The sequence below is a fragment of the Streptomyces sp. W1SF4 genome (genome assembly GCF_003950035.1).
GTDB lineage: Bacteria > Actinomycetota > Actinomycetes > Streptomycetales > Streptomycetaceae > Streptomyces > Streptomyces racemochromogenes.
Map to the genome: position 1 here is coordinate 6,402,060 of NZ_CP034350.1, position 25,190 is coordinate 6,427,249.

At 73.5% G+C, this 25,190-nt stretch carries 23 protein-coding genes and 1 pseudogene; 12 read left to right on the forward strand and 12 right to left on the reverse strand.

Annotation, left to right across the window (positions count from 1 at the left end; translation table 11 throughout):
• Nucleotides 1–46 precede the first annotated feature (46 nt).
• Together D1J60_RS29765 and D1J60_RS29770 are read right to left on the reverse strand one after the other, a co-directional pair.
• Complete coding sequence (locus D1J60_RS29765; RefSeq protein WP_125823181.1) at nucleotides 47–763, reverse strand: CPBP family intramembrane glutamic endopeptidase; 717 nt, start codon at nucleotides 761–763, stop codon at nucleotides 47–49.
• Nucleotides 764–811: 48 nt separating this feature from the next.
• Nucleotides 812–1,174: a transglycosylase family protein gene (locus D1J60_RS29770; RefSeq protein WP_125823182.1), complete on the reverse strand. Its 363-nt coding sequence runs from the start codon at nucleotides 1,172–1,174 to the stop codon at nucleotides 812–814.
• Between the two features lie 342 nt (nucleotides 1,175–1,516).
• On the opposite strand from D1J60_RS29770, the gene D1J60_RS29775 reads away from it, so the two are divergent.
• On the forward strand, nucleotides 1,517–1,936 hold the full coding sequence (locus D1J60_RS29775; protein ID WP_125823183.1) for a TOBE domain-containing protein: 420 nt from the start codon (nucleotides 1,517–1,519) through the stop codon (nucleotides 1,934–1,936).
• Here D1J60_RS29775 and D1J60_RS29780 read toward each other — a convergent pair whose 3' ends face one another.
• The 3 genes and pseudogenes from D1J60_RS29780 to D1J60_RS29790 all read right to left on the reverse strand — a co-directional run.
• Nucleotides 1,937–4,711, reverse strand: a complete 2,775-nt coding sequence (locus D1J60_RS29780) for a molybdopterin-dependent oxidoreductase (RefSeq protein WP_125823184.1) — start codon at nucleotides 4,709–4,711, stop codon at nucleotides 1,937–1,939.
• Nucleotides 4,708–5,532 carry an FAD binding domain-containing protein gene (locus D1J60_RS29785; RefSeq protein ID WP_125823185.1) on the reverse strand — a complete coding sequence of 275 codons (825 nt, stop codon included), beginning with the start codon at nucleotides 5,530–5,532 and terminating at the stop codon, nucleotides 4,708–4,710. The genes D1J60_RS29780 and D1J60_RS29785 overlap by 4 nt, the downstream gene beginning before the upstream one ends.
• Before the next feature lie 128 nt (nucleotides 5,533–5,660).
• Nucleotides 5,661–5,906: pseudogene (locus D1J60_RS29790) on the reverse strand (molybdopterin-dependent oxidoreductase); the annotation flags it as partial.
• Nucleotides 5,907–6,068: 162 nt separating this feature from the next.
• On the opposite strand from D1J60_RS29790, the gene D1J60_RS29795 reads away from it, so the two are divergent.
• Both D1J60_RS29795 and D1J60_RS29800 read left to right on the forward strand, forming a co-directional pair.
• Nucleotides 6,069–7,568 (forward strand): helix-turn-helix domain-containing protein, encoded by a 1,500-nt coding sequence (locus D1J60_RS29795; RefSeq protein WP_125823186.1) that lies wholly within the window; start codon nucleotides 6,069–6,071, stop codon nucleotides 7,566–7,568.
• Between the two features lie 173 nt (nucleotides 7,569–7,741).
• Complete coding sequence (locus D1J60_RS29800) at nucleotides 7,742–8,272, forward strand: DM13 domain-containing protein (RefSeq protein WP_241253438.1); 531 nt, start codon at nucleotides 7,742–7,744, stop codon at nucleotides 8,270–8,272.
• Between the two features lie 137 nt (nucleotides 8,273–8,409).
• Here the strand turns inward: D1J60_RS29800 and D1J60_RS29805 are convergent, their stop codons facing one another.
• A complete protein-coding gene (locus tag D1J60_RS29805) occupies nucleotides 8,410–8,733 on the reverse strand; it encodes a hypothetical protein (RefSeq protein WP_125823188.1) in 324 nt (107 codons plus the stop codon).
• Entirely contained in the window at nucleotides 8,730–9,314 is a 585-nt protein-coding gene (locus D1J60_RS29810) for an RNA polymerase sigma factor (protein WP_125823189.1), read from the reverse strand. The genes D1J60_RS29805 and D1J60_RS29810 overlap by 4 nt, the downstream gene beginning before the upstream one ends.
• Before the next feature lie 430 nt (nucleotides 9,315–9,744).
• Here D1J60_RS29810 and D1J60_RS29815 point away from each other — a divergent pair, with 430 nt between their 5' ends.
• From D1J60_RS29815 to D1J60_RS29830, 4 genes are all read left to right on the forward strand, one after another.
• A complete protein-coding gene (locus D1J60_RS29815; protein WP_125823190.1) occupies nucleotides 9,745–10,818 on the forward strand; it encodes a hypothetical protein in 1,074 nt (357 codons plus the stop codon).
• A gap of 184 nt (nucleotides 10,819–11,002) precedes the next feature.
• Complete coding sequence (locus D1J60_RS29820) at nucleotides 11,003–12,832, forward strand: ABC transporter ATP-binding protein (RefSeq protein ID WP_125823191.1); 1,830 nt, start codon at nucleotides 11,003–11,005, stop codon at nucleotides 12,830–12,832.
• A gap of 386 nt (nucleotides 12,833–13,218) precedes the next feature.
• Nucleotides 13,219–15,282 carry a SpoIIE family protein phosphatase gene (locus D1J60_RS29825; RefSeq protein WP_125823192.1) on the forward strand — a complete coding sequence of 688 codons (2,064 nt, stop codon included), beginning with the start codon at nucleotides 13,219–13,221 and terminating at the stop codon, nucleotides 15,280–15,282.
• A gap of 170 nt (nucleotides 15,283–15,452) precedes the next feature.
• A complete protein-coding gene (locus tag D1J60_RS29830) occupies nucleotides 15,453–15,890 on the forward strand; it encodes a hypothetical protein (RefSeq protein WP_125823193.1) in 438 nt (145 codons plus the stop codon).
• A 50-nt stretch (nucleotides 15,891–15,940) separates the two neighbouring features.
• On the opposite strand, the gene D1J60_RS29835 is transcribed toward D1J60_RS29830, so the two are convergent.
• The 5 genes from D1J60_RS29835 to D1J60_RS29860 form a co-directional block, all read right to left on the reverse strand.
• Nucleotides 15,941–16,597 carry a DUF305 domain-containing protein gene (locus D1J60_RS29835; RefSeq protein ID WP_125823194.1) on the reverse strand — a complete coding sequence of 219 codons (657 nt, stop codon included), beginning with the start codon at nucleotides 16,595–16,597 and terminating at the stop codon, nucleotides 15,941–15,943.
• Nucleotides 16,598–16,668: 71 nt separating this feature from the next.
• On the reverse strand, nucleotides 16,669–17,097 hold the full coding sequence (locus D1J60_RS29840) for a DUF6153 family protein (protein WP_125823195.1): 429 nt from the start codon (nucleotides 17,095–17,097) through the stop codon (nucleotides 16,669–16,671).
• Between the two features lie 150 nt (nucleotides 17,098–17,247).
• Complete coding sequence (locus D1J60_RS29845; protein ID WP_125823196.1) at nucleotides 17,248–17,724, reverse strand: hypothetical protein; 477 nt, start codon at nucleotides 17,722–17,724, stop codon at nucleotides 17,248–17,250.
• Nucleotides 17,725–17,844: 120 nt separating this feature from the next.
• Entirely contained in the window at nucleotides 17,845–18,891 is a 1,047-nt protein-coding gene (locus D1J60_RS38250) for an NUDIX hydrolase (RefSeq protein ID WP_241253439.1), read from the reverse strand.
• A gap of 123 nt (nucleotides 18,892–19,014) precedes the next feature.
• A complete protein-coding gene (locus tag D1J60_RS29860) occupies nucleotides 19,015–19,638 on the reverse strand; it encodes a LysE/ArgO family amino acid transporter (RefSeq protein ID WP_125823197.1) in 624 nt (207 codons plus the stop codon).
• A gap of 68 nt (nucleotides 19,639–19,706) precedes the next feature.
• Between D1J60_RS29860 and D1J60_RS29865 the strand changes: the two genes are divergently transcribed.
• The 5 genes from D1J60_RS29865 (at nucleotide 19,707) to D1J60_RS29885 (ending at nucleotide 25,112) form a co-directional block, all read left to right on the forward strand.
• Complete coding sequence (locus D1J60_RS29865; protein ID WP_125823198.1) at nucleotides 19,707–20,612, forward strand: LysR family transcriptional regulator ArgP; 906 nt, start codon at nucleotides 19,707–19,709, stop codon at nucleotides 20,610–20,612.
• Nucleotides 20,613–20,722: 110 nt separating this feature from the next.
• Nucleotides 20,723–22,411: a serine/threonine-protein kinase gene (locus D1J60_RS29870; RefSeq protein WP_241253440.1), complete on the forward strand. Its 1,689-nt coding sequence runs from the start codon at nucleotides 20,723–20,725 to the stop codon at nucleotides 22,409–22,411.
• 94 nt (nucleotides 22,412–22,505) lie between these two features.
• Nucleotides 22,506–23,588: a magnesium/cobalt transporter CorA gene (gene corA / locus D1J60_RS29875; RefSeq protein ID WP_125824259.1), complete on the forward strand. Its 1,083-nt coding sequence runs from the start codon at nucleotides 22,506–22,508 to the stop codon at nucleotides 23,586–23,588.
• A gap of 172 nt (nucleotides 23,589–23,760) precedes the next feature.
• On the forward strand, nucleotides 23,761–24,591 hold the full coding sequence (locus D1J60_RS29880; RefSeq protein WP_125824260.1) for a chitosanase: 831 nt from the start codon (nucleotides 23,761–23,763) through the stop codon (nucleotides 24,589–24,591).
• Nucleotides 24,592–24,758: 167 nt separating this feature from the next.
• The gene (locus D1J60_RS29885) at nucleotides 24,759–25,112 is read left to right on the forward strand and encodes a DUF805 domain-containing protein (protein ID WP_125823200.1); all 354 of its coding nucleotides are present in this window, start codon (nucleotides 24,759–24,761) and stop codon (nucleotides 25,110–25,112) included.
• The last annotated feature ends 78 nt before the right edge of the window (nucleotides 25,113–25,190 follow it).

A 25,190-nucleotide genomic window follows, 5' to 3' on the forward strand; every position in this document is an offset into this window, starting at 1 on the left:
CCCCTACCCGGCCCGGACGGCCACCGGCTCCCCGCCGCCGCGCTCGTCAGCGCAGCAGGAACCCGGCGACGTAGCCGAAGGCGTTGACCGCCCAGTGCAGCCCCATGGGGGCCAGCAGGCTGCCGCTGCGACGGCGCAGTTCGCAGAACAGGACGCCGGCCGCGGCCGTGAACAGCACGGCCGCCGCGACCGCCGCGCCGGCGCCGGCCGCGGAGTCGCCGAAGACCGGGTTCAGGCCGGGTTTCACCGCCGCCAGGTGCAGGGACGGCAGGACGTGCCACAGACCGAAGAGCAGGCTCGACACGGCCGTCGCCCGGACGGCCCCGCGGGCCCGGTCCACCAGGCCGTAGAGCACGCCGCGGAAGGCCACCTCCTCCACCAGGACCGTGCCGACGGGAACCGTCACGAACACGCGCAGCATCAGCTCGCCCCCGCTCATCCCCTCGTACCGCCGGTCCTCGAACAGCCCCCTGGTGACGGGCAGCAGGGCCCCCACCAGGTAGACGAGGGCGACGAGCCCGGCCAGGGCCAGCGCCCAGCGGGCGCCGCGGGCCAGGGTGCCGGGGGCCAGGCCCGCGTCCGCGCGGGTGCCGCCGGCCCAGCGGAGCACGCCGAGCAGCAGGGCGCTGACCACGACGGCGGTCACCAGGCCGGTCAGGCCGCTCCAGCGGTGCAGGACGACGTTGGCGGCGACGAGCACGGCCACCGTGAGGCCCACGGCCGGCCAGGTGCCGATCCGTCTCGGGTACCGGCTCTGCGGCATCCGGTCTGCTCCTCCGGTCGACGGCGGGCGCCCTGTCGGCGGTGTCCGTCAGTGGCGTCGTGCGCAGGTCCAGGCCCCCATGCCCTGGATCTCGGCGAGTCTTCTCGCGGTCGCGATCTGCTGCGCCTTCGTGGCGAGGTCGGCGCGCGGTGCGTACCTGCGGCCTCCTGCCGCGTTCCAGCTCGACTGGGTGAACTGCAGGCCGCCGTAATGGCCGTTGCCGGTGTTCGCCCGCCAGTTGCCGCTCGATTCACAGCGGGCGATGGCGTCCCAGTCGGTGCCGGGTCTGGAGTGGACGGCGGCGGCGTGGGCACCGGAGACGTCCAGCAGGGACACGGTCAAAAAGACGGCGGAGGCCAGCAGTTGGCTGATCACGCTCCGACTTCTCCAGTCCTTCCCGTTGCGCGACATCAGTCCTCCTTCGCTGTTGGGGCGAGCCTGCCGCGACAGCGGGCGGGCCCGCGCTCGGCCCCGTTCGGGCCGAGGGCACAGCACAGCACGGACCTGTCTGCTTGCGGCGGCACTTGCCGTCGGCGAACGGATGACGCCACCCGAACGGACGCCCGCCCCCGGCAGCACGGGACCCCGTCGGCGAGCGGCATGTGGTCCTCAAGAGGACCGTGAACGACACCTGCTCAGGTCAGTTCCGACGATGCGCCTGCACAAAGGGGCGGAGAGTGTGCCGTAGGGTCGGAACAGCCCAGGCCGCAGCAGGGTCTGCGGTCCGGACGACTTTCCTGTGAGGCGTTTTCCATGAGCCTGAGCATCCGCAACCAGATCCCCGGCACGGTCACGGCCGTCACCACCGGCGAAGCGATGGCCACGGTGCGGGTGCGGCTGGCGGGCGGTCAGGGCATCACCGCGGCGATCACCGCCGACGCCGTCAAGGACCTCGGCCTTGCCGAGGGCTCCGCGGTGAAGGCGCTGGTGAAGTCCACCGAAGTGGCCCTCGCCACCGCCCCGGTGGAGAACATCTCGATCCGCAACCAGATCGCGGGCACCGTCACCGAGGTCGCCATCGGCGGTGCCATGGGTTCCGTCAGGGTCACCGTCGAGGGCGGTGAACTGACCGCCGCCATCACGAAGGACGCCGTGGACGCGCTCGGCCTGGCCGCCGGGACCTCCGTCGTCGCGCTGATCAAGTCCACCGAGATCTCGCTCGCCGGCGCCTGATCACACGGCGCTGCCGCGGTCGAGGGCGAGCCACATGCGGTCGCGGGTCACCGGCAGCTCCGTGAAGCGGATCCCGGTGGCATCGCGCAGGGCGTTGGCGAAGGCCGGCGCGACCGGGTTGAAGGGGCTCTCGCTCATCGACTTGGCGCCCAGCGGTCCGATGGCGTCGGAGGTCTCCATGAAGTGGACCTCCGTACGCGGGACGTCGGCGTACTGCGGGAGCCGGTAACGGCGGAAGGCGGTGGTGGTGACCTCGCCGCGCCCGTCGATCCGTACGTTCTCGAAGAGCGTGGCGCCGAGCGCCTGGGCGACGCCGCCCTCGACCTGGCCACGGCACTGCATCGGGTTCATGACCTTGCCGGCGTCGGCGGCGTGCACGCTGCGCAGGATGCGGATCTCGCCCGTGCCGGGGTCGACGGCGACGCGGAACCACTGGGCGTTGAAGGCGACGGAGCGCGGGGAGCCGCCCCAGTGGCCGTCGGCGGCCAGCTCCTCCTCGGCGCCCCTGGCGTGCGCCGACCCGTACAGCTCCTTGAGGGTCACCACCCGGCCCGCGCAGTCGAAGGCTTCGGCGCCGAGCGTGCACAGATGGCGGGCCACTCCGGTGTGGCGGGCGGCGAGGGTCTTGAGCCGCTCGGCGAGCGACGTGGCCGCCAACAGCACCGCCTTGCCCGCGACGACGGTGCCGGCCGAGCCGAAGGCGCCGGTGTCGTGGCGGACGACGTCCGTGTCGGACTGCCGGATGCGGATCCGGTCCTCCGTCGTGTTCAGGGCGCCGGAGGTGATCTGCTGGTGGACGGTGGTGGTGCCGTTGCCGAACTCGGCGGTCCCCACCGCGACGTCGTACGTGCCGTCCTCCAGCAGCGAGATTCGCGCGTCGGCGTAGTGTCCGCCGGGCGGACCGGTCGCGATCATCGCCATGGCGGCGCCCTGGCCGGTGAGCCAGCCCTCCGGGACCTCCTCCGTGCTGGTGTCCTCGGCGAGGGCCCGGCGGACCACGCCGAGGCACTGGTCGAGCCCGTAGGAGGCGATGTGCAGGTCCTCCTCCTCGCCGATCGGGCTGACCATGTGCTCGCCCGCGCCGATGACGTTCCTCTCGCGCAGGACCAGGGGGTCCATCCCCAGGCGGCGGGCCAGCTCGTCCATGGCCGACTCCACGGCGAACGTGACCTGGCCCAGTCCGTAGCCGCGGAACGCCCCGGCCGGCACGCAGTTGGTGTAGACGGAGTACGCGTCGACCTTCTTGTGCGGAGCCCGGTAGACGGCGAAGGACTCGCCGACGCTGTGGAACATCACGGCGGGGCCGTGGTTGCCGTACGCCCCGGTGTTGGCGACCACACGCATCTGGACGGCCGTCAGGGTGCCGTCCGCGCGGGCGCCGAGCTTGATGCCGATGGTGAACGGGTGGCGGGTGGTGGCGCCGTGGAACTGCTCGGCCCGGGTGTACTCCAGCTTGACCGGGCGACGCAGCTTCAGCGCGGCGAGGACGACGACGTCCTCGGTCAGCATCTCCTGCTTGCCGCCGAAACCGCCGCCGACCCGGCCCGCCACCACGCGTACCTCGTCCTCCGGCAGCCCGTACAGCGCGCACAGGGCACGGCGGGTGAGGAAGGGGGCCTGGGTGGAGGAGCGTACGGTGAGCCGCTCGCCGGTGCCGTCCTCCTTCGGCTCGAAGTACGCCACGCTGCCATGGGTCTCCAGGCTCGCGTGCTGTACCCGCTGGGTCCGGAACGTCTCCTCGTAGACCACGGCCGCCTCGGCGAAGCCGTCCGCCACGCAGCCGATCTCGCCGTGCACCTCGCCGGCGACGTTGTCGGCGGCCCGGGCGATCCGCGACTCGGGTCCCTTCTCGCCGTGCAGGGCGGGCGCGCCCGGCCGCATCGCCTCCTCCGGGTCGGTGACATACGGGAGTTCCTCGTAGACGATCCGGACGCGGCGGCAGCCCTCCTCGGCGGCCTGTTCGCTGTCGGCCACGACCGCGGCCACGCGCTGGCCGACGTAGCGGACGACGTCGTCCAGGACCCGGGTGTCGTCCGGGTCTTCCGTGGGGTGCTCGTGGCGGGCGGTGGAGTAGAGGGTGGTCGGTGCGTCCTCGTGGGTGAGGACGGCGTGGACGCCGGGCACCCGCAGGGCGTCGGCCGTGTCGATCGACACGATCCGGGCGTGTGGGTGCGGGGAGCGCAGCAGCTTCATGTGGAGGAGGCCGGGGACGTCGATGTCGAAGGTGTAGCGGGCGGTGCCCGTGACGACCTGCGGGCCGGCCGGTGCTCCGAGGCTGCGCCCCACCGCTCCGCCCGCGCAGGGCCGTTCGGTGTGCCGGACGCCGCGGACGGCGTCCTCGATGGCGCGGTAGCCGGTGCAGCGGCAGATGTTGCCCTTGAAGGCGCGGGGCAGGTCGTCGAGCTTGCCGTCGTCGTGCTCGGTGCCGCGCTCCGCTTCCAGGGCGGCGGTGGTCATCAGGAACCCGGCGGTGCAGAAGCCGCACTGGAAGCCCTGGGCGTCGAGGAACCTCTGCTGGACGGGGTGGAGTTCCCCGCCGGGGCGGGTCAGGCCCTCGACGGTGGTGACGCTGCGGCCGTCGGCGCGGAAGGCGGGGTAGAGGCAGCTGTGCACGGGCTCGCCGTCCACGTGCACGGTACAGGCGCCGCAGTCCCCGGCGTCGCAGCCCTTCTTCACACCGAACCAGCCCTGCTCGCGCACGTAGGTGCGCAGGCACTGGCCCGCACGGGGTGCGGTGTCGGCGGGCTGCCGGTTGATGTGCGTGCGGAAGCTCATCGGGCACCGTCCCGGGTCAGTTCGCGGCGGATCTCCTCGGCGAAGCGCAGCGTCATGTGCCGCCGCCACTCGGGAAGCCCGTGGATGTCTTCGAACCACTCGTCGTCGGCGACGGCGGAGCGGATGGCGCGGCTCAGGCCGTCCGCGTCCGGCGGCAGGGGGAACCAGAGGCGGAACGGGCGGGTCGTGGCCGCGGTGACGGTGATGGCCAGGGAGCCGTCCCGCGGGCCGAGCGTGCCGATGACCAGCGCGCCGGAGCGCCCCAGGCCGTAGAGGGACGCCTGGCGGAAGGCCGTACGGCAGGCGAGGGCCGACGCGGGCAGGGTCACCGAACGCAGCAGCTCCCCGGCGGCCAGGTCCTTGCGGCCCGCGCCGAGGACGAAATCGGCCGCTTTCACGCGACGCGTGGCGCCGTCCTGCGACCGGAGCAGGCACGTCCCGTCCAGCGCCGCCGTCAACGAGATCATCGGCCCGGCCGGCAGTGCGTTGCAGAGGTTCCCGCCGACGGTCGCCGTGTTCCAGATCTTGAAGGAGGCGAGGAAGGCGCGGCAGCACTGCTCGAACAGCGGCCCCGCCGGCTCCTCGAGCCGCCGTCCGTACCGGGAGAGCTGGGTGATCGTGCAGGTGGCGGCGATCTCCAGCGAGCCGTCGGGCAGGCGGGTCAGCGGCTCCCAGCCCATCCGGCTCAGGTCCACCAGCCGCCGGACGTGCGGCTGCGGCTCGGAGAACAGGTACGTGCCGCCCCCGAGCCACGCGTCACCCGGCCGCCAGGGCTCGTGTCGACGCGCGTCCCGCACGTCCAGGACTGTGTTGAGATCCATGACCTACCACCCGTTCGCGACCTTCTCGTCCTGTTCAGTGAAGTCGCTGGGGTGGCCGGAATCGACTGGAGCCGCACACGGAAATCCCCGGGGCCGTCAGCGTCCTCCTGGTGGATCGACCAGGTCGCTCATGTGCGGGTTCCCTTGAACTGCGGGGTGGTTGGTGCGTCGCCTGACTCGGCGGGGAGCGGCAGGGCGCCGATCCGGAGGCAGGTGAGGGCGCTGACGTAGCGGGCTTCGCAGCGGTCCGTCGGGACCACGAGCTGGCTGCCCTCGGCGTCGAGGTCCCGCCCGTCCATCCGGGTGGCCAGCAGCACGGGTGCGTCGCCGAAGTCCTCGTCGACCTCCGCCCAGGCGAGCACGCTGCGATGGCCGCTACGGCGGAACATCCGACCGTCCCACCCTCGCTCATGGAGCATCGCCCAAGAGGTATTTCAGGCCATCGGCCTGGCATTTACGATGTGAAAAGCCGCATCGCCCTGGTGAATGCGGATCGGCGGACACTCCTGTCCGCTGCAATGCAAGGGGGCCGGAACATGCACGTCGAACAACTGCTCCAGGACGAGGATCTCGGGCTGCGGCTGCTGTGGGCCGAGGACCCGCTGCTGCGCAGGGAGATCAGTGGTCTTACCGCCACGGACCTCGAAGACCCGACGCGATTCCTGCAGCCGGGCGAGATCGTCCTCAGCGGGCTCGTGTGGTGGTCGGCCGACGGCGGGCGCCAGAAGGCGGAGCAGTTCGTCTCCTCGCTCAGCGGGGCCGGAACGGCCGCCCTCCTGGCTGGGGAGGAGACGCACGGGGCGGTGCCCGACGACATCGTCGTCGCCTGCATGAACCACGAGATCCCGCTCATCGCAGTCCCGGCGGAGGTCAGCTTCCGCACCATCACGGACGCCTTCTACCTCAGAGAGTGGGGCCGGCTCAGCCGGCGTCCCGCCCCCCATCACGCCCTCCCCACCGCCGTGCGCACCCAGTTGCAACGGCTGCTCACGGCCGGGGCCGGACCGGAGGAGCTCCTGAACGCGGCCTCCACGCGGCTCGGGCCCGCGGCGTGCAGCGTCCTCACCGCCACCGGCCGCATCGTCGCCCGCACACCGGGGACGCCGGTCCTGGAGCCCCGTCAAGCGGCCGAGCACATCAGGGGCGGGGTCGGCGTGACCCTGCCGATCGAAGGAGAGGCGTCCCCCTACGACCGCTGGTACCTCAACGTGATGGACGCGACCGACGTGCCCCCGCGCGTCCTGCACGAACTCGCGGGCGTGCTGGCCGAGTGCCGAGAGCGGGCGCACGAGAACCCGGCGGACGAGCGGTCCGCCGAGCTGGGGCAGCTGCTCGGCGCCTCTGCGGCCGATCCGGTGGCCGTCGCGGAGCTGCTGCGCTCCTGCGGTCTCCCGGACGAGGGCCCGTTCCACGTGGTCGCCGCCGGCACGAGTACGGGCGATGCGGGACGAGCCGTCGCCGTGCTCGTCGAGGCCCTCGCCCACCAGGGGGCCGCGCACGTCGTCACGGAACTGAACGACGGCGCCGCAGCCCTCGTATCCGGGCCTTCTCCGCGCAGCACACTGGAGTCGGTCTGGCCGCTCCTGCACGCCTGCGACCCGACCACGCTCCTGCACGCGGGCGTCAGTTCCCAGGTCGCCGCGCCCGACGGCCTCGAGGGGGCCGTGCGCGAAGCCCGCTACGGTCTGGACTCGGCCCGCGGCGCCGCCCCCGACCGCTCGGAGGTGAGCGACACCGGCAGCTTCACCACGCTCGCCAGACTCCTCACCGGTCTTCCGCGCGAAGTGCGCAGGGCCTTCAGCGCGCGGGTACTGGGGCCCCTCGCCACAGAGGACGGCACCTCGGCCGCCATGCTGCGGGAAACGCTGGAGACGTTCCTCGCCCACAACGGTTCCTGGGCGCGTACGGGCGAATCCCTCCACCTGCACGTCAACACGGTGCACTACCGCGTCCAGCGCATCGAGGTCCTCACGGGCCTGGACCTCTCCCGGCTCGACCACCGCCTCGACCTCCGTGCGGCGCTGCTGTGCCGTTGAGGGGCAGGACGTGGGCACGGTCGCGCGATACGCGGGGAACCCGCGCCGGCCTCCGCAGCGACGGCGCGGGTGACGCCGTAAGGATTTCGTCATCGGGGCGGGGCTGTCCGGCGCCGGCCCCCTCACGTTGGATGGGGGTGAAGGTGAAGAGACGGGTCGGGAGGAGGGGCGTCGTGGGGCGCTTCGCGAGGAAGCAGTGGTGGGCCGCGGGGGCCGTGGCGGGTGCGGTGGTGCTGTCGGCCGTGCTGGTGTGGTTCAAGCCGTGGGCGCTGTGGGTGGACGAGACGGTGCACGAGGCGCTGCCCTCCGCGTCGAACGCCGCCCCGCAGGCGGCGGCCTCCCCCGCGGGGCCGGTCACGCTCGCGCAGGGCACCTTCATCAGCCACGAGCACGCCACCACCGGCACGGTGAAGATCATCCGCCTCGCGGACGGCACCCACACGCTCCGCCTCGAAGGCCTGGACACGAGCAGCGGGCCCGACGTGCGCGTCTGGCTCAGCGACGCGCCCGTCAAGGAGGGCACGGAGGGCTGGCGGCTCTTCGACGACGGGCAGTACGTCAACCTCGCCAAGCTGAAGGCCAACAAGGGGGACCAGAACTACCCGCTGCCCGCGGACCTCGACTGGGCGAAGTACTCCAGCGTCAGCATCTGGTGCGACCGGTTCGACGTCTCCTTCGGCGCCGCGGCGCTCGCCCGCACCTGAGTCCCCGGACGGCCCCGCCCGGTCGAGGAGTTGGCGAAGACCCGGGCGGCGAGCCGGGGGCGGCCGCGAGGTTCTCGTACCCGGTCGGCCCGCACCGGCCGCCGCCGCCCCCGCCGCCCCCGCCGCCCGCCCGCGCGTCACTTGCGGGTGGTGGCCGCCGGGTCCGCTCTGGTGAGGGTGCACGTGCCGTCCGTGCACGCGCGCTGGAGGCGGCCGCGGGAGATGGTCTGGGCGAGGCCGACCATCCAGCAGGTCGGGCAGCCGCGGAAGGCGATCAGGGACAGCGGGGCCGCCAGCAGGGCGGCCGGGCCGACCGTGGGGACCAGGGCGATCGAGCCGATGATCAGGCCGAAGCCGAGGACACCCCGCGCCAGGTGGCGCGGGACGGAGCTGCTGGCGAAGTCCGGCGGGGCGGTGGCCGGCGGGGCGGTAGCGGGCCGTGGGGGCTTCGTGGTCGTCATGGTCGTGGGTCTCCTGCCGCTGGGTGGGTGGGCTGTGCCAGGGAGAGCCGCAGCGTCGCGCGAGCCCTGTGCAGCCGGGACTTCATCGCGGCGGTGCTCAGGCCCAGCGCGTCCGCCACGGCCCTGCCGGGCAGGCCCTGGACGTCCCGCATGATCAGGACCTGCCGCTGGTCCCGGGGGAGGGCGCTCACCGCCGCCGCGATCCGCTCCGCCTCCAGCCCGCGCAGCACCGCCTCCTCGGCGGACATCTCCGCCGGGCCGTCCGGGCCGTCCGGGGCATCCGGGCCGGCGTCGTTCCGGGAGACGAGCAGCCGTACCTGGCGCAGGCACTCGTTGCGCACGATGCGGAACATCCACGAGGCGAGCGCGCCCGTGGCCCGCAGGGTGCCGATCTTCCGGTAGAGGATGATCAGCGCCTCCTGCGCGGCGTCCTCCGCGTCCTGCGGCGAGGAGCACAGCGAGAGGGCGAACCTGCGTACGTGGGGCTGCGATTCCATGACGACGGTGGTGAGGGACGTGACGTCGCCGTCCTGCGCGGCCTTGATCAGCCGGTCGTCCGGCCAGGCGAAGCGTTGTTTCATGTGCTGCTCGTCTCCGACGGGTGCCTCGGGGTGCGTTCGGTGCTCAGCCGCGGCTCTTGAAGCGCCGCAGCAGGTGCCAGGAGCAGGCGCCGACGAGCAGGGCTCCGACGACTGCGAGGGCGGTGATCAGCATGGGGTGCCTCCGTGGTGCGGTGGTGTGCGGGGTGTGCCCGGTGGGTTCTTACGCGGACAAGAGGCGGGGAGGCGCCCTGAGGATTCGCCCCCGGCCGGAATTTCTTCCGTGGGTCCCCTGGTTCGGCCGCCCGGCCCGGTTCGACCGTTTCGGCCGTTTCGGCCGTGTGGCGGGAAGGCGCGCTGTAGCGTGAAAGGGCACCCCACGGCGACTCCCTCCCGGGATCCGTGCGCGCTGCCGTGCCCCGATCCTCCCCCCACCCGGTCCACCGTTCCGTGTCCGACCGAAGGGAAGACCATGAGCACCCAGACCCCGTCCGTGCCGTACCCGAACCTGCTGCGCTGGCTGGCCGGCGAGGCACCCGACACCCCGAAGATCGCCGCCGAGCTCAGGACCATGGCCGGCCTGCCGCACTACGAGCGGTTCCTGCTGGACCTGGAGGACGAGCGGGGGGCCTTCCAGGCCGCCCTGCTCGCGGCCTTCCCCCAACCCGCCCTGGACAAGAGCGACTTCTCCCAGGCCCAGGGCAGCCTGACGGCGGTGACCTCCCCGACGCTGAAGACGGCCGGCCCCGTCTGCCTGACCTCCCTCGGCGAGCCGCGCGACGCCTTCAGGCCCGCGTACCTGTGGACCGCCCCCGACGGGGTGCTCCGGTACAAGGGCGGCACGGTGTACGTGACGACCCTGAACACGCGGATGAAGCTCTCCGCCGACAACACCGGGCGGCTGTACGTCGCTTCGGCGAAGCACCCGCTCAAGCTCTGGATCCGCAAGGGCAACCAGGACGCCACCGTCCAGCAGGTGTTCACGGTCGTGGCCGGCGCGGGTGCGGGCGGGTACGACGCCCTCGGCGCGCAGGGCGTCGTCGTGTGGGACAGCTCGCCCGGCGGGCCGCTGGACACCCCGAAGGGGCTGGTGACCGTGATCACGAAGAGCGGCGCCTTCCGCTCGATCACCTGGACCACCCCCTACTGCACGGCAGGCTGGGTCGACTCCCTGCTGCCGACGCTGATCACCCGCGGCACCATCCCCGGCCCCGGCGGGGAGAAGAAGATCGCGCAGAACGTCCACTCGGCACAGATCGTCGGCAGCGCGTGGCTGCCGGACGTCGACAACCTCGACTGCAAGCCGGCCGAGATGCCCCCGCAGTGGCAGGCCGACGTGGCGGCCACCCTGTGCCCGCTCGCGGCCAACCACGTCCAGCTCGGCCACATCACGGAGTTCTGCGGCATCCTGAAGAAGGCGGGCTTCGCCGCGGGAGGCACGGACCTGGCGGCCCGCATCACCTACCTCCTCGTCAACCACCCGCAGCGCCGCGCGGACCTGGAGTCGCTCCCCCACATCAAGGCCTACTACAAGCAGTGCTTCTGAGCGGTACGGCAGGTACGGCCTGGTAGGGCGGGTACGGGCCGGTAGAGCCGGTACGGTCCGTGCGAGGACGGTGCAGACACCATCCGATCGGCGGAAAGAAGGAGAAAACGCTTGGACGGGGCGAGCGGCCCTGCGGAACACTGCGAACCCTGTCCTGCCACCGCTCACACCGCACAGGGTTGGTATGGGATCTCCCGAAGCACACCGAAGTCCGCCGGGCAGGGGCCCGGTACTCCTCGCACTCCGCCACTACGGGCGGGAGCTGTACCGGCTCCGCCGCCTGGCCGCACCCGCCATGCTGTTCCCGGCGCTGGGCAACATCGGCATCAACTACGTCGCACCGCTCGTCGTCGCCAAGCTCGTCGGCCGGATCGCCGACGACCGCGGCGCCGTCGCGTCGGGCATCGGCCCGGTCCTGCCCTACGTCCTCGGGTTCGCCGGCGCCCTGCTGCTGTCCGAGGCGCTGTGGCGCCTCGGACTGCACTGCCTCAACCGGCTCGACGCACTCGGCGTCGAGCGGCTCTACGTCCTCGGGATGGACGAACTGTTCGCCCAGGACGCCGCGTTCTTCCACGACAACTTCGCCGGCTCGCTCACCAAGCGGGTCCTCAGCTTCGCCTCCCGGTTCGAGGAGTTCGTCGACACGCTGACCTTCCAGATCTTCGGCAAGTTCGTGCCCCTCGCCTTCGGCTCGGTGGTGCTGTGGCAGTACGAACCACTGCTCGTCGTCGGCCTCCTGACGATGATCGCGGTCACCGGGTTCCTCGTGACACCGCTGATCCGCCGCCGGCAGCGGCTCGTCGACCAACGCGAGGCGGCCATCGCCCGGGTCTCCGGCCATGTCGCCGACAGCCTGATGAACATGGACACGGTCCGCGCCTTCGCCGCCGAGGAACGCGAGGCCGCCGAACACCGCTCGCGGGTCGCCGAGTCCCGGCGGCTCATGCTCCGTTCGTGGGACTACGGCAACCTGCGCATCGACACGATCGTCGCCCCCATGTCCGTCCTGACCAACGCCCTCGGCCTGCTGGTCGCCGTCGGGCTCGCCGCGCGCGGGCACGGCGTGGAGACGGTCGTCGTCGCCTTCACCTACTACGGCAACGCGACCCGGATCATGTTCGAGTTCAACCAGATCTACCGCCGTCTGGAAAGCTCGATGACGGAGGCCGCGCAGTTCACCGCACTGCTGCTGACCCCGCCGACCGTCCTCGACCCGAAGACCCCGGAGCCGCTGCTGTCCCGGGGCGCCGAAGTGCGCTTCGAGAAGGTGGACTTCGCCCACGCGGGCGGGGAACCCCTCTTCACCGGGCTCGACCTGGCCGTGCCCAGCGGGACGAAGATCGGCCTCGTCGGCCGGTCCGGCGGTGGCAAGACCACCCTCACCCGGCTGCTGCTGCGGATGACCGACATCGACGGAGGGCGGATCACGGTCGGCGGCCAGGACATCAGCCGGCTGGCCCAGTCCGACCTGCGCGGCCTGATGGCGTACGTACCGCAGGAGCCGGCCATGTTCCACCGCACCCTGCGCGAGAACATCGCCTTCGCCCGCCCCGGCGCGACCGACGCCGAGATCCGCCGGGCCGCCGAGGCGGCGCACGTTACGGAGTTCGCCGACGCCCTGCCGGACGGCTTCGACACGATGGTGGGGGAGCGCGGGGTGAAACTCTCCGGCGGACAGCGCCAGCGGGTCGCGCTGGCGCGTGCGATCCTGCGGGACGCCCCGATCCTGCTGCTCGACGAGGCCACCAGCGCCCTCGACTCCGAGAGCGAGATCCTCGTCCAGGACGCCCTCTGGCGGCTCATGGAAGGGCGGACGGCGCTCGTCGTCGCGCACCGGCTGAGCACCGTCGCCACCATGGACCGGCTCGTCGTCCTCGACCGCGGCCGGATCGTGGAGCAGGGCACGCACCAGGAACTGCTCGACGCGGACGGTACCTACGCGAAGCTGTGGCAGCACCAGTCGGGCGGCTTCCTCGACGACACCCCGACGGCCGGAGCCGACCTGCGCCCGTGACCCCGCCCCGCCCTCCCGCCGGGCACGGCGCGGGGGCGGTACGGGGGCGAGGGTGCGGGGGCACGGCGGGCCGGGGAGGGGCGGGGCGCAGACCGTGCCGCCCCGGCGTCGTGGACCCCCTGCGGCCCCGCCTCGGGCGCACCCGCGCCGACCTGCACGGATCCGGCCCGCCGGCCGCCGGCGCCGCCCGGACCGGTCCCGGAGCCCACCGCCGTACGGGTCACCGAGCGGGGCGCCGGCCTCACCCGCGACACGGGGCGGCCGGGCCCGGCCGGCGGCGGGCGGGGGGCCCCGGGAGGCGGCGGCACCCGGACCGGCAGACGATGGAGGCGTGCAGGAGCCACACGACCCGGCCGCCGCCGGCGGACCCCGATGAGCGAGGTTCCGTGAACGAACAGGTCCCGGTCGACGAGCTGATCAGCAGCGCCGCGCAGGCCGCCGGCGGCTGGCTGGGCGCGCTGCCCGTCGCACTCGTCGCCACCGGCGCCGACGGGACCGTCGTCCGCTGGAACCAGACCGCGCAGGAGCTGCTGGGCTACACCCCGCCCCAGATGCTCGGACGCAACATCGCCGACCTCCTGCACCCGGGAGCCGACCGCAGCCTCGGCCGCTCCCTGTGGGAGGCCGCCGCCTCCGGACGCGGGGTGATGGGCACCGTCACCGCCTGGCACCGCGACGGGCACCCCCTGGAGGTCGAGATCTGGGCCTCCCCGGTCTCCGACCGGCAGCACGGCTCGACGGTGCTCGTCTTCGCCGCCGACGCCCACGTCGCCCGCCGCATCCGCGGCTCCTCGGCGGTCTGGGACGGCCTCTTCGCCCGCTCGCCCGTCGGCATCGCCATCCTCGACACCCAGCTGCGCTTCCTCCAGGTCAACGCCGCCCTCGAAGCCATGAACGGCCTGCCCGAATCGGCGCACGTCGGACGCCGCCTCGCCGAGATCCTCCCCGAGGTCAACGCCCTGGAGATGGAGGAGGCCATGCGGCAGGTCCTGGAGACCGGGAAACCGGTCCTGGACCGCCGCCGCGTCGGCCGGACCCCCTCCGAACCGGACCACGACCGCGTCTGGTCCTGCTCCTACGTCCGGGTGGAGGACCCCGCCCGCATGCCGATCGGCGTGATCGCCTCCCTCGTCGACATCACCGAGCAGCAGCGCGACCACGTCGAAGCCGAAGCCGGCCGGCGCCGCCTCGCCCTGCTCAGCGAGGCCAGCATGCGCGTCGGCTCCAGCCTCGACCTGGAACGCACCGCACAGGAGCTCGCCGACCTCGCCGTACCGCGCCTCGCCGACGCCGTCACCGTCGACGTCCTCGACGCCCTCGCCCGCGGGGATGAACCCGGCATGGGGCTGACCGGCGGCGCGGCCCTGCGCCGGCTCGGCCGGGCCCCCCTGTCCGGATCCCGGGTCACCGACATCCTCGCCCCCCTCGGCCGGACCCTCACCTTCCCCGTGACCGCCCCGTACACCCAGGCCCTCGCCGCACGCCAGCCCTTCCTCGTCGCCCGCCTCGACGACAAGGCCGTGGCCCCCGCCGCGCGCCACACGTCGAAACCCGCCCAGCTGCTCGTCGCGGGGGTGCACTCCTTCGTCATGGCGCCCCTCGTCGCCCGGGAATCCGTGCTCGGCGTCGCCACCTTCTACCGCACCCGCCCCATCGGGCCGTTCACCGCCGAGGACGTCACCCTCGCCGGGGAACTCGCCGCCCGCGCCGCGCTCAGCATCGACAACGCCCGGCTCTACCACCGCGAACACGAGACCGCCGTCATCCTCCAGCGCAGCATGCTCCCGCAGCACATCACCCCGCCGCCCGGCATCGAGGTCAGCCACCGCTACCTGCCCGCGAGCGACGTCAACGAGGTCGGCGGTGACTGGTACGACGTCCTCGCTCTGTCCGGGGGCAAGGCCGCCCTCCTCATCGGCGACGTGATGGGCCACGGCATCGCCGCCGCCGCGGTCATGGGCCGGCTCTCCGCCTCCGTACGCTCCCTCTCGCGTCTGGACCTCTCACCCGTACAGCTGCTGCACCAGCTCGAGGCCGCGCTGGCGGACCTCGCCGAACCGATGCTGGCCACCTTCCTCTACGTCGTCTGCGACCCGGCCACCGGTCGCTGTACGGTCACACGCGCCGGACACCCCCCGCCGGCCCTCGCCCTCCCGGACGGAACCGTCCGCCTCCTCGACACCCCGCCCGGGGTCCCGCTGGGCGTCGGGGGCATCGCGTTCACCCCCACCGAGGTCGAAGTGCCTCCGGGCAGCCTCCTCGTCCTCTACACCGACGGCCTCATCGAGGCGCGCGGCAGCGACCTCGACGAGCGGCTCGGCGAACTGACCCAGCTGCTCGCCGACCCCCAGCGCCAGCTGGACCACCTCTGCGACTCGCTGATCACCCACCTCGTCCCGGCGGCGGCCGACGACGACATCGCCCTGATGGTCGCCCGCGTCGGCGGCTGAACCACCCCTTCCGCCGGGGCCGGACGCATGACATGGGGGGGCGGGCACGGCCGGCGGTGACTCGTTCGGGTGAAGTCAGGCCTCAGGGCGGGAGGGGTGGGTAAGCCTGCCGCCGAGGTTCCGTGCACCATGCACCGGAGCCGATCGTCCCGGCCGCCCCTGGAGGGCCCATGTCCATCGCACGCCGTATTCCCCAGCTGCTGACCGCCGCCTCCGTCGCCGTGCTCCTCTCCGTCGCCGGAGCGGGCCTCGCCGCCCCGGCGACCGGCGCCACGGCCGCCGTGGCGGCGGAGCGTTCGGCCCGGGTGCCCGGGTTCAACGCGGGCGGGGTGTACGACATCTACCAGAGCAACGCCACCGTCCACGTGGACTTCTCGCAGAACGCCGAGGGACGCCTGTTCGGGTCGGTGCGCTCCGGCAACACCGTCGGCAACGTCCGGGAAGGCTCGGTCGACGGCCAGGAGATCTACTTCGTCATCGCCTGGTCGCACGGCCCGGTGGGCCGCTACACCGGCAAGCGGGGCCCGGACGGCCGGCTCTCCGGTACGACGTACGACCTGACCAACCCGTCCAGCCAGGCGACCTGGCGCACCGAGCGCCGGTTCTGAACGGGCCGGGGAGCCCCGTAGGTTCGTGCGGGGCTCCCCGGGCGTCGGGGTCAGCCCTTGCCGAGGAGCTTGTTCATCCGGGTGATCTCGGCGCTCTGCGAGCTGACGATGGCCGCGGCCATGTCCTTGGCGGGCTGGTACCTGCCGTCGGCCTGCTCCGTCTTGGCCATGGCGACGGCACCCTCGTGGTGCTTGACCATCAGGTCGAGGAACGCGGTGTCGAAGGCCTTGCCGGAGGCCCCGGTGAGCTGGTCCATCTCCTCGCCGGTCATCATGCCGGCCATGGAGTGCCCGGCGTGCCCGCCCTGCGCGGCGTCGGCCGCCGGGACCTGCTCGCCCCAGGCCGTCAGCCAGCCGGACAGCGTCTTGATCTCCGGGTCCTGGGCCTTCTTGATCTCGGCGGCGAGCTCCTTGACCTCGGCCGACTCGGCACGGGTCGCGGCGAGGTCCGCCATCTCCACCGCCTGGCGGTGGTGCGGGATCATCCCCTTGGCGAAGGCGGTGTCGGCGGCGTTGTTGGCGGCCTGCGGCGCTCCGGCGGAAGGCTTGGCGGAGGTGGACGCGGAGGCGGACGCCGTGGCCTCGTGGCCGCCGTGAGCCGAGGAGCCGGAGCCGGCCTTCCCTCCGCAGGCGGCGAGGACGAGGGCGGCGGTGGCGGCCGCGGTCAGCGCGGCGGTGCGGCGGATCAGGGAACGCTTGACGGTCATGGCGGTGCTTCTCCTGTAGGGGTGCGTACGGGCGTGCGTGCTCGGCCGGCGGGGACGCCGGCGGGCCGCGCCTATACGCGCAGGAGTTGCAGTTCGCTCAGGGACGGCGGCGCGCGCCCGCATGCCCTGGCCCCGAGCACGACCCCGTGCGGGGCCTCGGCGCCGGCGGGCGCCCCGCCGGACGCTGCCGCCGGGGCGTACAGCACCGGGGCGCCACTGGTGCCGGACGCGGCGCAGGTCGGGTCGGCGTGCTGGGCGTGGCCGCCGGAGGGTCCCTCGTGGTCGGGGCCGTCGGCGTGGACGCAGTCGCAGGGGCCGGCCGACGGGTGCCCGGTGGTCGCCGAGTGGGCGGCGGCGTGCGCCGCGGCCGGCGGGAGGGCTCCCGGGCCGAGGCCGTGCATGCCGACGATCCCGATGAGCACGGCCAGGACGAGGAGCAGCCGTGCGCGCGGCCGCCAGGAGGGCCTCCTCGCGCGTCCGGCCTGCGTACTCGTCCTCATGGCGGCATCGTAGAGGACCCGCTGGAGATACTCCAAAGGGGTAGGGGGTATGTCGCGGAACCCGCGGCTCCGCACCCGCCCGCTCACGGGGTGGCGGTCCCGGCACGATGACGGCCATCACGGCTCCGTGCGGCGCCAGGGGCCGCGCTCCTACGGACGTCCAGGGCCGTCGGGGTGGTGGTCGAGGTGCCCCGCCGCCGGGACCGGGTACAGCCCGGCGAAGAACGGGCGCGCGGGGTCGTCGCTGAGCAGCCGGGTGAGCAGCGAGCGGAAGGTCTCGGCGGTCGTCGTGCGCAGCACCAGCTCGCTCTGGTACATGCTCGCCGGACCGAGCCCGATCTCCAGGACCGCGCCCGCGCGGTGCGTCTCCACCGTCACCGGCGCCTCCTGGATGCCCGTGAGCCCGCAGTGGAGTGTGCCCTCCAGGCGGCCCGCCAGTTCTTCGAGCCGCTGCGCCGTGCAGCCCTCGGAGGAGGAGAGGGTGGTCAGCAGCCGCAGCCGCTCGAAGAGCATCCGGGGGCCGGTGACGGCGATCCGCAGCTCGGTCGTGTCGGCCAGCAGGTCGACGAGGCCGGGCCCGCCCTCGGACAGCACCACCGAGGCGGTGCTGGGTGGCGCCGGGGGCATGGGCCGCCCCTTCCGGTGGTGGGAGCAGGTCGGGCCGGGCGCGTACGGGCCCCCCGGCCGTCCCCGTCGAGTCTCCCGCCGCCCGGCCGCCCCGGCGATCCCGCGAAGGCCGAACGGGTCTCAGCGCGGGCCCGCCCGGCGCCCCGAGTGGAGTTCCAGCGGGCCGGAGCCCTCGGCCAGGGCCGTCAGGCAGGCCTCGATCTGCCGGCGCAGCTTGGGCTTGACCAGACCGCGCAGCTCCTCGCGGCGCGCCGTGCGCCACTCCAGCAGCTCGGCGGGCGGGAGCCGGATCGCGGCGAACTCGGCCGGGCCCAGGACCCCGCCGTCGTAGAGGAAGCGGATCCGGGCCGGGTAGCCGGGCCGGTGGGTCCAGTTGACGGCGAGGAGGCGACCGGGCTCCCGCTCCAGCCCGGTCTCCTCGCGGACCTCGCGCGCCGCCGCGTCCCGCGGGGTCTCGCCGAGGTCGCTGTCGACGCCGCCGCCGGGCAGCAGCCAGCGGCCCGGCTCGCCGTAGCCGGGCCGGACCAGCAGGACCCCGCCGGCCCCGTCGGTGAACAGCACGTTCGCGGCGGTGAGGGCCTTGGGCCGGGCCGCGCGGTGGCCGGCCGGGTCGTAGCGGCCGGAGTGCTCCAGGGCGGCGCGGTCGGCCGGGTCCAAACCGGCGGGGGATCCGGGCTGCGGGACGCCGTCGACCAGGTGCGCGACGGATCCGGAGTACAGGGCGGCCAGCCCGGCGCGCAGCCGGGGCGCCAGCCGTCCGGGCAGCTGTTCCGCGGCCGCCTCCGGGGTGAGCCAGTGGGCCTCGGCGACCTCGCCGTCCGCGTGGGCGATCCCCTCGGTCTCGGCGTCGGTCAGCGGCCCCACGAGGTACGCGTGGACCACGAGGGAGCGGCCGAGCGCGCCCGGCGGGCAGGAGTCCACGGCCAGCAGCCGGCCGACCGGGACGGACAGGTCCAGCTCCTCCGCCAGCTCCCGGGCCAGGCCCTGTTCCGGGGTCTCGGTGTCCTCCACCGTGCCGCCGGGCAGTTCGAGTCCGTCCTTGTACGAGGGGGTCAGTACGAGGACCCGGCCCCGCCGGTCCAGGACGATGCCGGTCGCGGCGACGAGGGGGGACGGCTGGGCCGCGTAGTAGGCGCGCACGGCCTCGGGAGACGGGCGGTCGGGCACGGCGGCGGCTCCGGGGTCGGGGAGAGGGGGAGGGGGGAGAACGAGGCGGGAGGGGGACGGCGTACCGGGAGCGGTAGCGGTCCCCGGAACCATAACCACCTCCCGTCCCGTCCCGGCCCTTCCTCAGGCGCGGGCGAGGAGCATTCCGCCCATCGTGACCATCGTGGCGGCCACCAGCCCGTCCAGCACCCGCCAGGCACCCGGCCGTGACAGCGGGCCGCTGAGCAGCCGGGCGCCGTAGCCCAGGGTGGCGAACCAGATCAGGCTGGCCAGCCCGGCCCCGATCCCGAAGGCCCAGCGCAGGTCGCCCCGGTCGGCCGCCAGCGAACCCACCAGCAGGACGGTGTCCAGGTAGACGTGCGGGTTGAGCCAGGTCATGGCCAGGCAGGTCAGCACGGCGGCGCGGACGGAACCGGCCGTGGCGCCCTCCGCGGTGAGGGCCGCGCCGGGGGCGGGACGCAGCACCCGGCGGGCCGCGATGATCCCGTAGCAGATCAGGAAGCCGCCCCCGGCGATGCCCACCGCGGTCAGGGCTGCGGGCCACGCGGTGACGAAGGCGCCGACCCCGGCCACGCCGAGGAAGATGAGCACCGCGTCGGAGACGGCGCAGATCGCGACCACCGTCAGGACGGCGTGCCGCCGCGCGCCCTGGCGCAGCACGAAGGCGTTCTGCGCGCCGATCGCGACGATGAGGGACAGACCGGTACCGAAACCGGCCAGTAGTGCTGTGATGATGCCGTTCGTCATGCTCCGACCGTAAGGACCGCGCGCCACCGCGTACAGCTAAAGATTTTTACGTATCATTAGCTCTCGTGATGGACGAGCTTCCCCTGGAACAGGTCCGGACCCTCCTCGCGGTCGTCGACGAGGGCACCTTCGACGCGGCCGCCGCGGCCCTGCACGTGACGCCCTCCGCCGTCAGCCAGCGGGTCAAGGCCCTGGAACAGCGCACCGGACGGGTGCTGCTGATGCGGACCAAGCCTGTCCGGGCGACGGAGTCCGGAGAGGTGGTCATCCGCTTCGCCCGGCAGCTGGCCCGGCTGGAACGGGACGCGCGCGCCGAGCTGGGCATGGGCATGGCCGACGGCCTGGGCCCGGTCCGGATGCCGATCGCCGTCAACGCGGACTCGCTGGCCACCTGGTTCCTGCCCGCCCTCACCCGGGTCCCGCAGCAGCCGCCCATCTGCTTCGAACTGCACCGCGAGGACGAGTCCCACACGACGGCCCTGCTGCGGGAGGGCCAGGTCATGGCGGCCGTCACCTCCTCACCCGACCCGGTGGCCGGCTGCACGGTCCGGGCGCTGGGACTGGCCCGCTACCTGCCGGTGGCGAGCCCCGACTTCGCCGACCGGCACCTGACCGGGGCCCCGGCCCGGGACCTGCGGGAGGCCCCGCTGATCGTCTTCGACCGGCGCGACGTCCTCCAGGACGACTTCGTCCGCGCGCTCACCGGCGGCGCCTCGCCCGCCTCGGCCGCACGGCACCTCGTCCCCACCTCGGAGGGCTACCGGGACGCGGTGGCGGCGGGCCTCGGCTGGGGGCTCGTACCCGAACCGCAGGCGGAACCGCTGCTGGAGAGCGGCGCACTGGTGCCGCTGGCGCCGGGCCGGTGGCTGGACGTACCGCTGTACTGGCAGCAGTGGAAGCTGGACTCTCCCGCGCTCGCCCTGGTCGCCCGGGTGGTCGCCGAGACGGCCATGGAGGAACTCCGGCCGGTCTGACCCCCTGGAGGGCAGGGGGTGTCCGCCCGGAGCGCCCGCCGATCGTGCATCTACGCTTGTGCCCCGTCAGATCGTCGAGACGGACGACCGGTCGTGGAACGGAGCATGCGGTGCCAGCGGGCCAAGCGGGGGAAGCGAACGACGGGGACCTCGTCGGCAAGGTGCTCGGAGGGCGCTACCGGGTGACCTCGGTGATCGGCCGGGGCGGCATGGGCGTGGTCGCCCGTGCCGTCGACGAACTGCTCGCCCGCGAGGTCGCCGTCAAGGTCCTGCGGGCCTACACCGACGCCGACGACGAGGAACTGGCCGACCTGCGCACCCGGATGGAGCGCGAGGCACAGGCCGCCGCCCGCGTCCGGCACCCCGGCGTGGTCACCGTCCACGACGTCACGCACGAGCGGGGCCTGCCCGTCATCGTCATGGAACTCGTCGACGGGCCCTCGCTCGACGACTCCGTGACCCGGTACGGCGCGCTCGACCCGCAGGAGGCCGCCGAGATCGGCGCCAAACTGATGGACGCGCTGGACGCCGCGCACCGGGCGGGCGTCCTGCACCGCGACGTGAAGCCGGGCAACGTGCTGCTGGAGCGGGGCGGCCGCGTCGTGCTCACCGACTTCGGCATCGCCACCATGGAGTCCTCCGACGACGAGGCCCTCGCCAAGCTGACCCGCAGCGGCCAGCTGGTCGGCTCCCTCGACTACCTGCCGCCGGAGCGCGCGCAGGGCCGGGAGCCCGGCCCCGCCTCGGACATCTGGTCGCTCGGGATGACCCTGTACGCGGCGGTGGAGGGGGTGTCGCCGTTCCGCCGCACCTCGGTGTGGTCCACGCTCGCCGCGATCGTCGGGGACCCGCTGCCCGAACCGCGGCGTGCGGGGCCCCTCGCGCCGGTGCTGCGGGCGCTGATGGCGAAGGAGCCGGAGCACCGGCCCACCGCCGAGCAGGCCCGCGCGATGCTGGAGCAGGTCGCGGCGGGCGGCGCGGCCCCGGCGGTACCGGCCGCGCCGTCGCCGTACGCGCCCGGGCCCGCGGCGGTGGCGGCGCCGGCTCCCGGATTCGGACCCGCGCCGGCGGCGGGCCCCGGGCCCGGAGGCGGCCCCGGCCCCGGCCCCGGCGGCGGCGTAACGTTTCCGCAGCCCTACGCCCCCGCCGCCCCGCAACCCGGCTTCCCGCCGCAGGGACCCCCGCCCGGCCCGGCGCCCACCCTCGCCCGGTCCGGTTCGGCGGACGTCGACCGCGCGCGCCGCCGCAGCCGCGCCGCGATAGCCGTCGCGGTGGTCGCCGTGCTCGCCGCGGGCGGGGTCACCTACGCCGTGACCTCGGGCGGCGGCGGCAAGGGCGTCGCGGCGCCCACCCCGGCGCCCGGCGGCTCCCCGACCGGGGGCGCACAGTCCGCCACGGCCGCCCCGGCCCCCTCGCCCTCCGTCTCCGGGCCCACGGCCAAGCCCTCCGCGAGCACCTCGAAGAAGCCGGGTACGCCGTCGCCCTCCGGGAAGCCGTCCTCGCCCGCGCCGGGCGGGCCCAGCCCCGTACCGACGGGCTGCGCCGGCTGGACCCACCACGACCCGAAGCCGGGGACGTACGGCTACATATCCGGCGACCACCACCTGCTGGCCGCGCCGTACCAGCAGTGCGCCAAGGGCACCCTGGTCAAGGACGGCACGAAGCTCTGGTACCACTGCTACATCGTCAACTCCTACGGCAACCAGTGGACGTTCGTGCGCGTGGAGGGCACCAACGCCACCGGGTGGCTCTACAACCGCGACCTCAAGGGCCAGAAGGGCTCCTCCCCGGCCTGCTAGGCACGGGGCGGTGGGCGCGGGTGCGTGGCCGGGCCGCCGGCCGGGCGGTGGCAGACTGGCCGCTGATCCGCCGAAGGGGAGTACGCCCGTGTCCATGTTCAGCAACCTGCGCCGTGCCGTGCGCCGCGGCTACCGGCGGGCCGTCGACCTCAGCCACCCCGCCCGCTCCCCGCTCGGCAGCGCCGTCGTCAACTGCGTGGTCTACCAGGACGGCATCCGCCAGGACGGCTGCGCGGAGGCGGAGGAGGCCCTGCGCCGGGTCCGCAAGACGGGCGCCGGGTTCGTCTGGATCGGCCTGCACGAACCCTCGGAGCAGGAGCTGGCCGGCCTCGCGGAGCTGTTCGGCCTGCACCCGCTCGCCGTCGAGGACGCCGTCCACGCCCATCAGCGGCCGAAGGTGGAGCGCTACGACGAGACGCTCTTCGCCGTCTTCAAGACCGTGCGCTACGTCGAGCACGAGGAGCTGACCGCGACGAGCGAGGTGGTGGAGACCGGCGAGCTGATGGCCTTCATCGGCGAGGACTTCGTCATCACCATCCGGCACGGCGGACGCGGCACCCTCGGTCCGGTCCGCGAGGCCCTGGAGGCGGCGCCGGACCAGCTCGCCAAGGGGCCGGCGGCCGTCCTGCACGCCATGGCGGACCACGTGGTGGACGACTACGTGGCCGTCACGGACGCGGTGCAGAGCGATATGGACGCCGTGGAGACGGCGGTGTTCAGCGAACACGGGGGCCGGGGCGACGCGGGCCGGATCTACCAGCTCAAGCGGGAGCTCCTCGAACTGCGCCGGGCGGTGGCCCCGCTCGGCCGGCCCCTCCAGCACCTGGCGACGCAGCCGATACCGGTGATCCCGCCGGATGTCCGCGCGTACTTCCGCGACGTCGCCGACCACCTGGCGCGGGCCACCGAGCAGATCGGCGCGTACGACGGCCTGCTCGACTCCATCCTCCAGGCGCACCTGGCGCAGGTGACGGTCGCGCAGAACGAGGACATGCGCAAGATCACGGCGTGGGCGGCGATAGTGGCCGTGCCGACGATGGTCTGCGGGGTGTACGGGATGAACTTCGACCACATGCCCGAGCTGCACTGGACGTACGGATACCCGCTGGTCCTGGCGGTGATGGCGGTCGCCTGCCTCGTGATCCACCGGGGGTTCAGGCGCAACGGCTGGATCTGAGCCCTGCCGGGGCCTTGGCCGGGCGGGGCGGGCGGCGCGCCGGACTCCGGGCGCCGCGGGGGGTGTTCGCCGTGTCCGATGTCTGGTAGGAAAGTTTCCTAACGGATCAGGGAAGACTCAATCCCCCCACGGAGGCCCTGTGTTCACCCGCTTCACTCCCCGTCGCACGACGATGGCCGTCGGCGCCCTGCTCGGCACCGCCCTCCTCACCGCCCCGGTCGCGGCCCACGCCACCGCCGCGCCCCCCGCCGCGGCCGCGCCAGCACCCGGCGCCACCGCGGCGGCCGCCGCCGCCACCGGGCTCGACGACCCGGCGAAGAAGGACATCGCCATGCGGATCGTCTCCAGCGCCGAGAACTCCTCCCTCGACTGGAAGGCCCAGTACAAGTACATCGAGGACATAGGCGACGGCCGCGGCTACACCGCCGGCATCATCGGCTTCTGCTCCGGCACCGGCGACATGCTCGACCTCGTCGAGTACTACACCAAGACCAAGCCCGGGAACGTGCTCGCCAAGTACCTCCCCGCCCTCCGCAAGGTCAACGGCGGAGACTCGCACGCCGGGCTCGACCCGAACTTCACCAGGGACTGGGCCAAGGCCGCCCAGGACGCGGCGTTCAGGAAGGCCCAGGACCACGAGCGCGACCGCGTCTACTTCAACCCCGCCGTCGGGCAGGGCAAGGCCGACGGGGTCGGCACCCTCGGACAGTTCGTCTACTACGACGCCATCGTCATGCACGGCGACGGCGGCGACCCCACCAGCTTCCGCAACATCCGCAAGCGGGCCCTCGCCAAGGCCAGGCCGCCGGCCCAGGGCGGCAACGAGACCGCCTGGCTGAACGCCTTCCTCGACGCCCGCGTCTGGGCGATGAAGCAGGAGGAGGCCCACAGCGACACCAGCCGCGTCGACACCGCCCAGCGCGTCTTCCTGAAGAAGGGCAACCTGGGCCTCGACACCCCGCTCGAATGGAAGGTCTACGGGGACTCCTACCGCATCGGCTGAGACGCCCGGGACGCCAGTGACAGCTGTCGCCAACTCCCCCTGAAACCAAGCCCGATGGCCTAAATCAGGCACCCTGGGATGGCTTGGGCACGACGGCCCCAGGGCATAACCCGGGCCCGGCCCCTTTCAGGCCGAGGGGCCGTCGATGCCGTCCTTAGGGGGGACTCGTGCACTACTACGTCGACGTCATCAAGCGCTACGCGGACTTCGCCGGCCGCGCGCGCCGCCGGGAGTACTGGATGTTCGTCCTGTGCAGCATCCCGATCATGGTCGTGGCGATCGTGCTGGACTTCGCGCTGGGCAGCTACCCGGTCATCTTCTACATCTACAACCTCGCCGTCTTCCTCCCCACCCTGGGCCTGAGCGTCCGCCGGCTCCACGACACCGGCCGGTCCGGGTGGTGGTACCTGATCAGCTTCATCCCCTTCGTCGGCTGGATCGCGATCATCGTCCTGATGGCCCTGGAGGGCCACGCCGGGCCGAACGAGTACGGCGCGAACCCCAAGCAGGTCACCGCCTGACACGCACGGCGCAGCGGCGCCGCCGCCGGCCCCGGAGGCCGGCGGCGGCGCCTTTCGCGTTGCCGTGACGCGCGTCTC

Excerpts from the sequence above, each read along its gene's own strand:
- D1J60_RS29765 (WP_125823181.1), bottom strand. The coding sequence starts at position 763 with ATGCCGCAGAGCCGGTACCCGAGACGGATCGGCACCTGGCCGGCCGTG.
- D1J60_RS29770 (WP_125823182.1), bottom strand. The coding sequence starts at position 1,174 with ATGTCGCGCAACGGGAAGGACTGGAGAAGTCGGAGCGTGATCAGCCAA.
- D1J60_RS29775 (WP_125823183.1), top strand. The coding sequence starts at position 1,517 with ATGAGCCTGAGCATCCGCAACCAGATCCCCGGCACGGTCACGGCCGTC.
- D1J60_RS29780 (WP_125823184.1), bottom strand. The coding sequence starts at position 4,711 with ATGAGCTTCCGCACGCACATCAACCGGCAGCCCGCCGACACCGCACCC.
- D1J60_RS29785 (WP_125823185.1), bottom strand. The coding sequence starts at position 5,532 with ATGGATCTCAACACAGTCCTGGACGTGCGGGACGCGCGTCGACACGAG.
- D1J60_RS29795 (WP_125823186.1), top strand. The coding sequence starts at position 6,069 with ATGCACGTCGAACAACTGCTCCAGGACGAGGATCTCGGGCTGCGGCTG.
- D1J60_RS29805 (WP_125823188.1), bottom strand. The coding sequence starts at position 8,733 with ATGACGACCACGAAGCCCCCACGGCCCGCTACCGCCCCGCCGGCCACC.
- D1J60_RS29810 (WP_125823189.1), bottom strand. The coding sequence starts at position 9,314 with ATGAAACAACGCTTCGCCTGGCCGGACGACCGGCTGATCAAGGCCGCG.
- D1J60_RS29815 (WP_125823190.1), top strand. The coding sequence starts at position 9,745 with ATGAGCACCCAGACCCCGTCCGTGCCGTACCCGAACCTGCTGCGCTGG.
- D1J60_RS29820 (WP_125823191.1), top strand. The coding sequence starts at position 11,003 with ATGGGATCTCCCGAAGCACACCGAAGTCCGCCGGGCAGGGGCCCGGTA.
- D1J60_RS29830 (WP_125823193.1), top strand. The coding sequence starts at position 15,453 with ATGTCCATCGCACGCCGTATTCCCCAGCTGCTGACCGCCGCCTCCGTC.
- D1J60_RS29835 (WP_125823194.1), bottom strand. The coding sequence starts at position 16,597 with ATGACCGTCAAGCGTTCCCTGATCCGCCGCACCGCCGCGCTGACCGCG.
- D1J60_RS29840 (WP_125823195.1), bottom strand. The coding sequence starts at position 17,097 with ATGAGGACGAGTACGCAGGCCGGACGCGCGAGGAGGCCCTCCTGGCGG.
- D1J60_RS29845 (WP_125823196.1), bottom strand. The coding sequence starts at position 17,724 with ATGCCCCCGGCGCCACCCAGCACCGCCTCGGTGGTGCTGTCCGAGGGC.
- D1J60_RS29860 (WP_125823197.1), bottom strand. The coding sequence starts at position 19,638 with ATGACGAACGGCATCATCACAGCACTACTGGCCGGTTTCGGTACCGGT.
- D1J60_RS29865 (WP_125823198.1), top strand. The coding sequence starts at position 19,707 with ATGGACGAGCTTCCCCTGGAACAGGTCCGGACCCTCCTCGCGGTCGTC.
- corA (WP_125824259.1), top strand. The coding sequence starts at position 22,506 with ATGTTCAGCAACCTGCGCCGTGCCGTGCGCCGCGGCTACCGGCGGGCC.
- D1J60_RS29880 (WP_125824260.1), top strand. The coding sequence starts at position 23,761 with ATGGCCGTCGGCGCCCTGCTCGGCACCGCCCTCCTCACCGCCCCGGTC.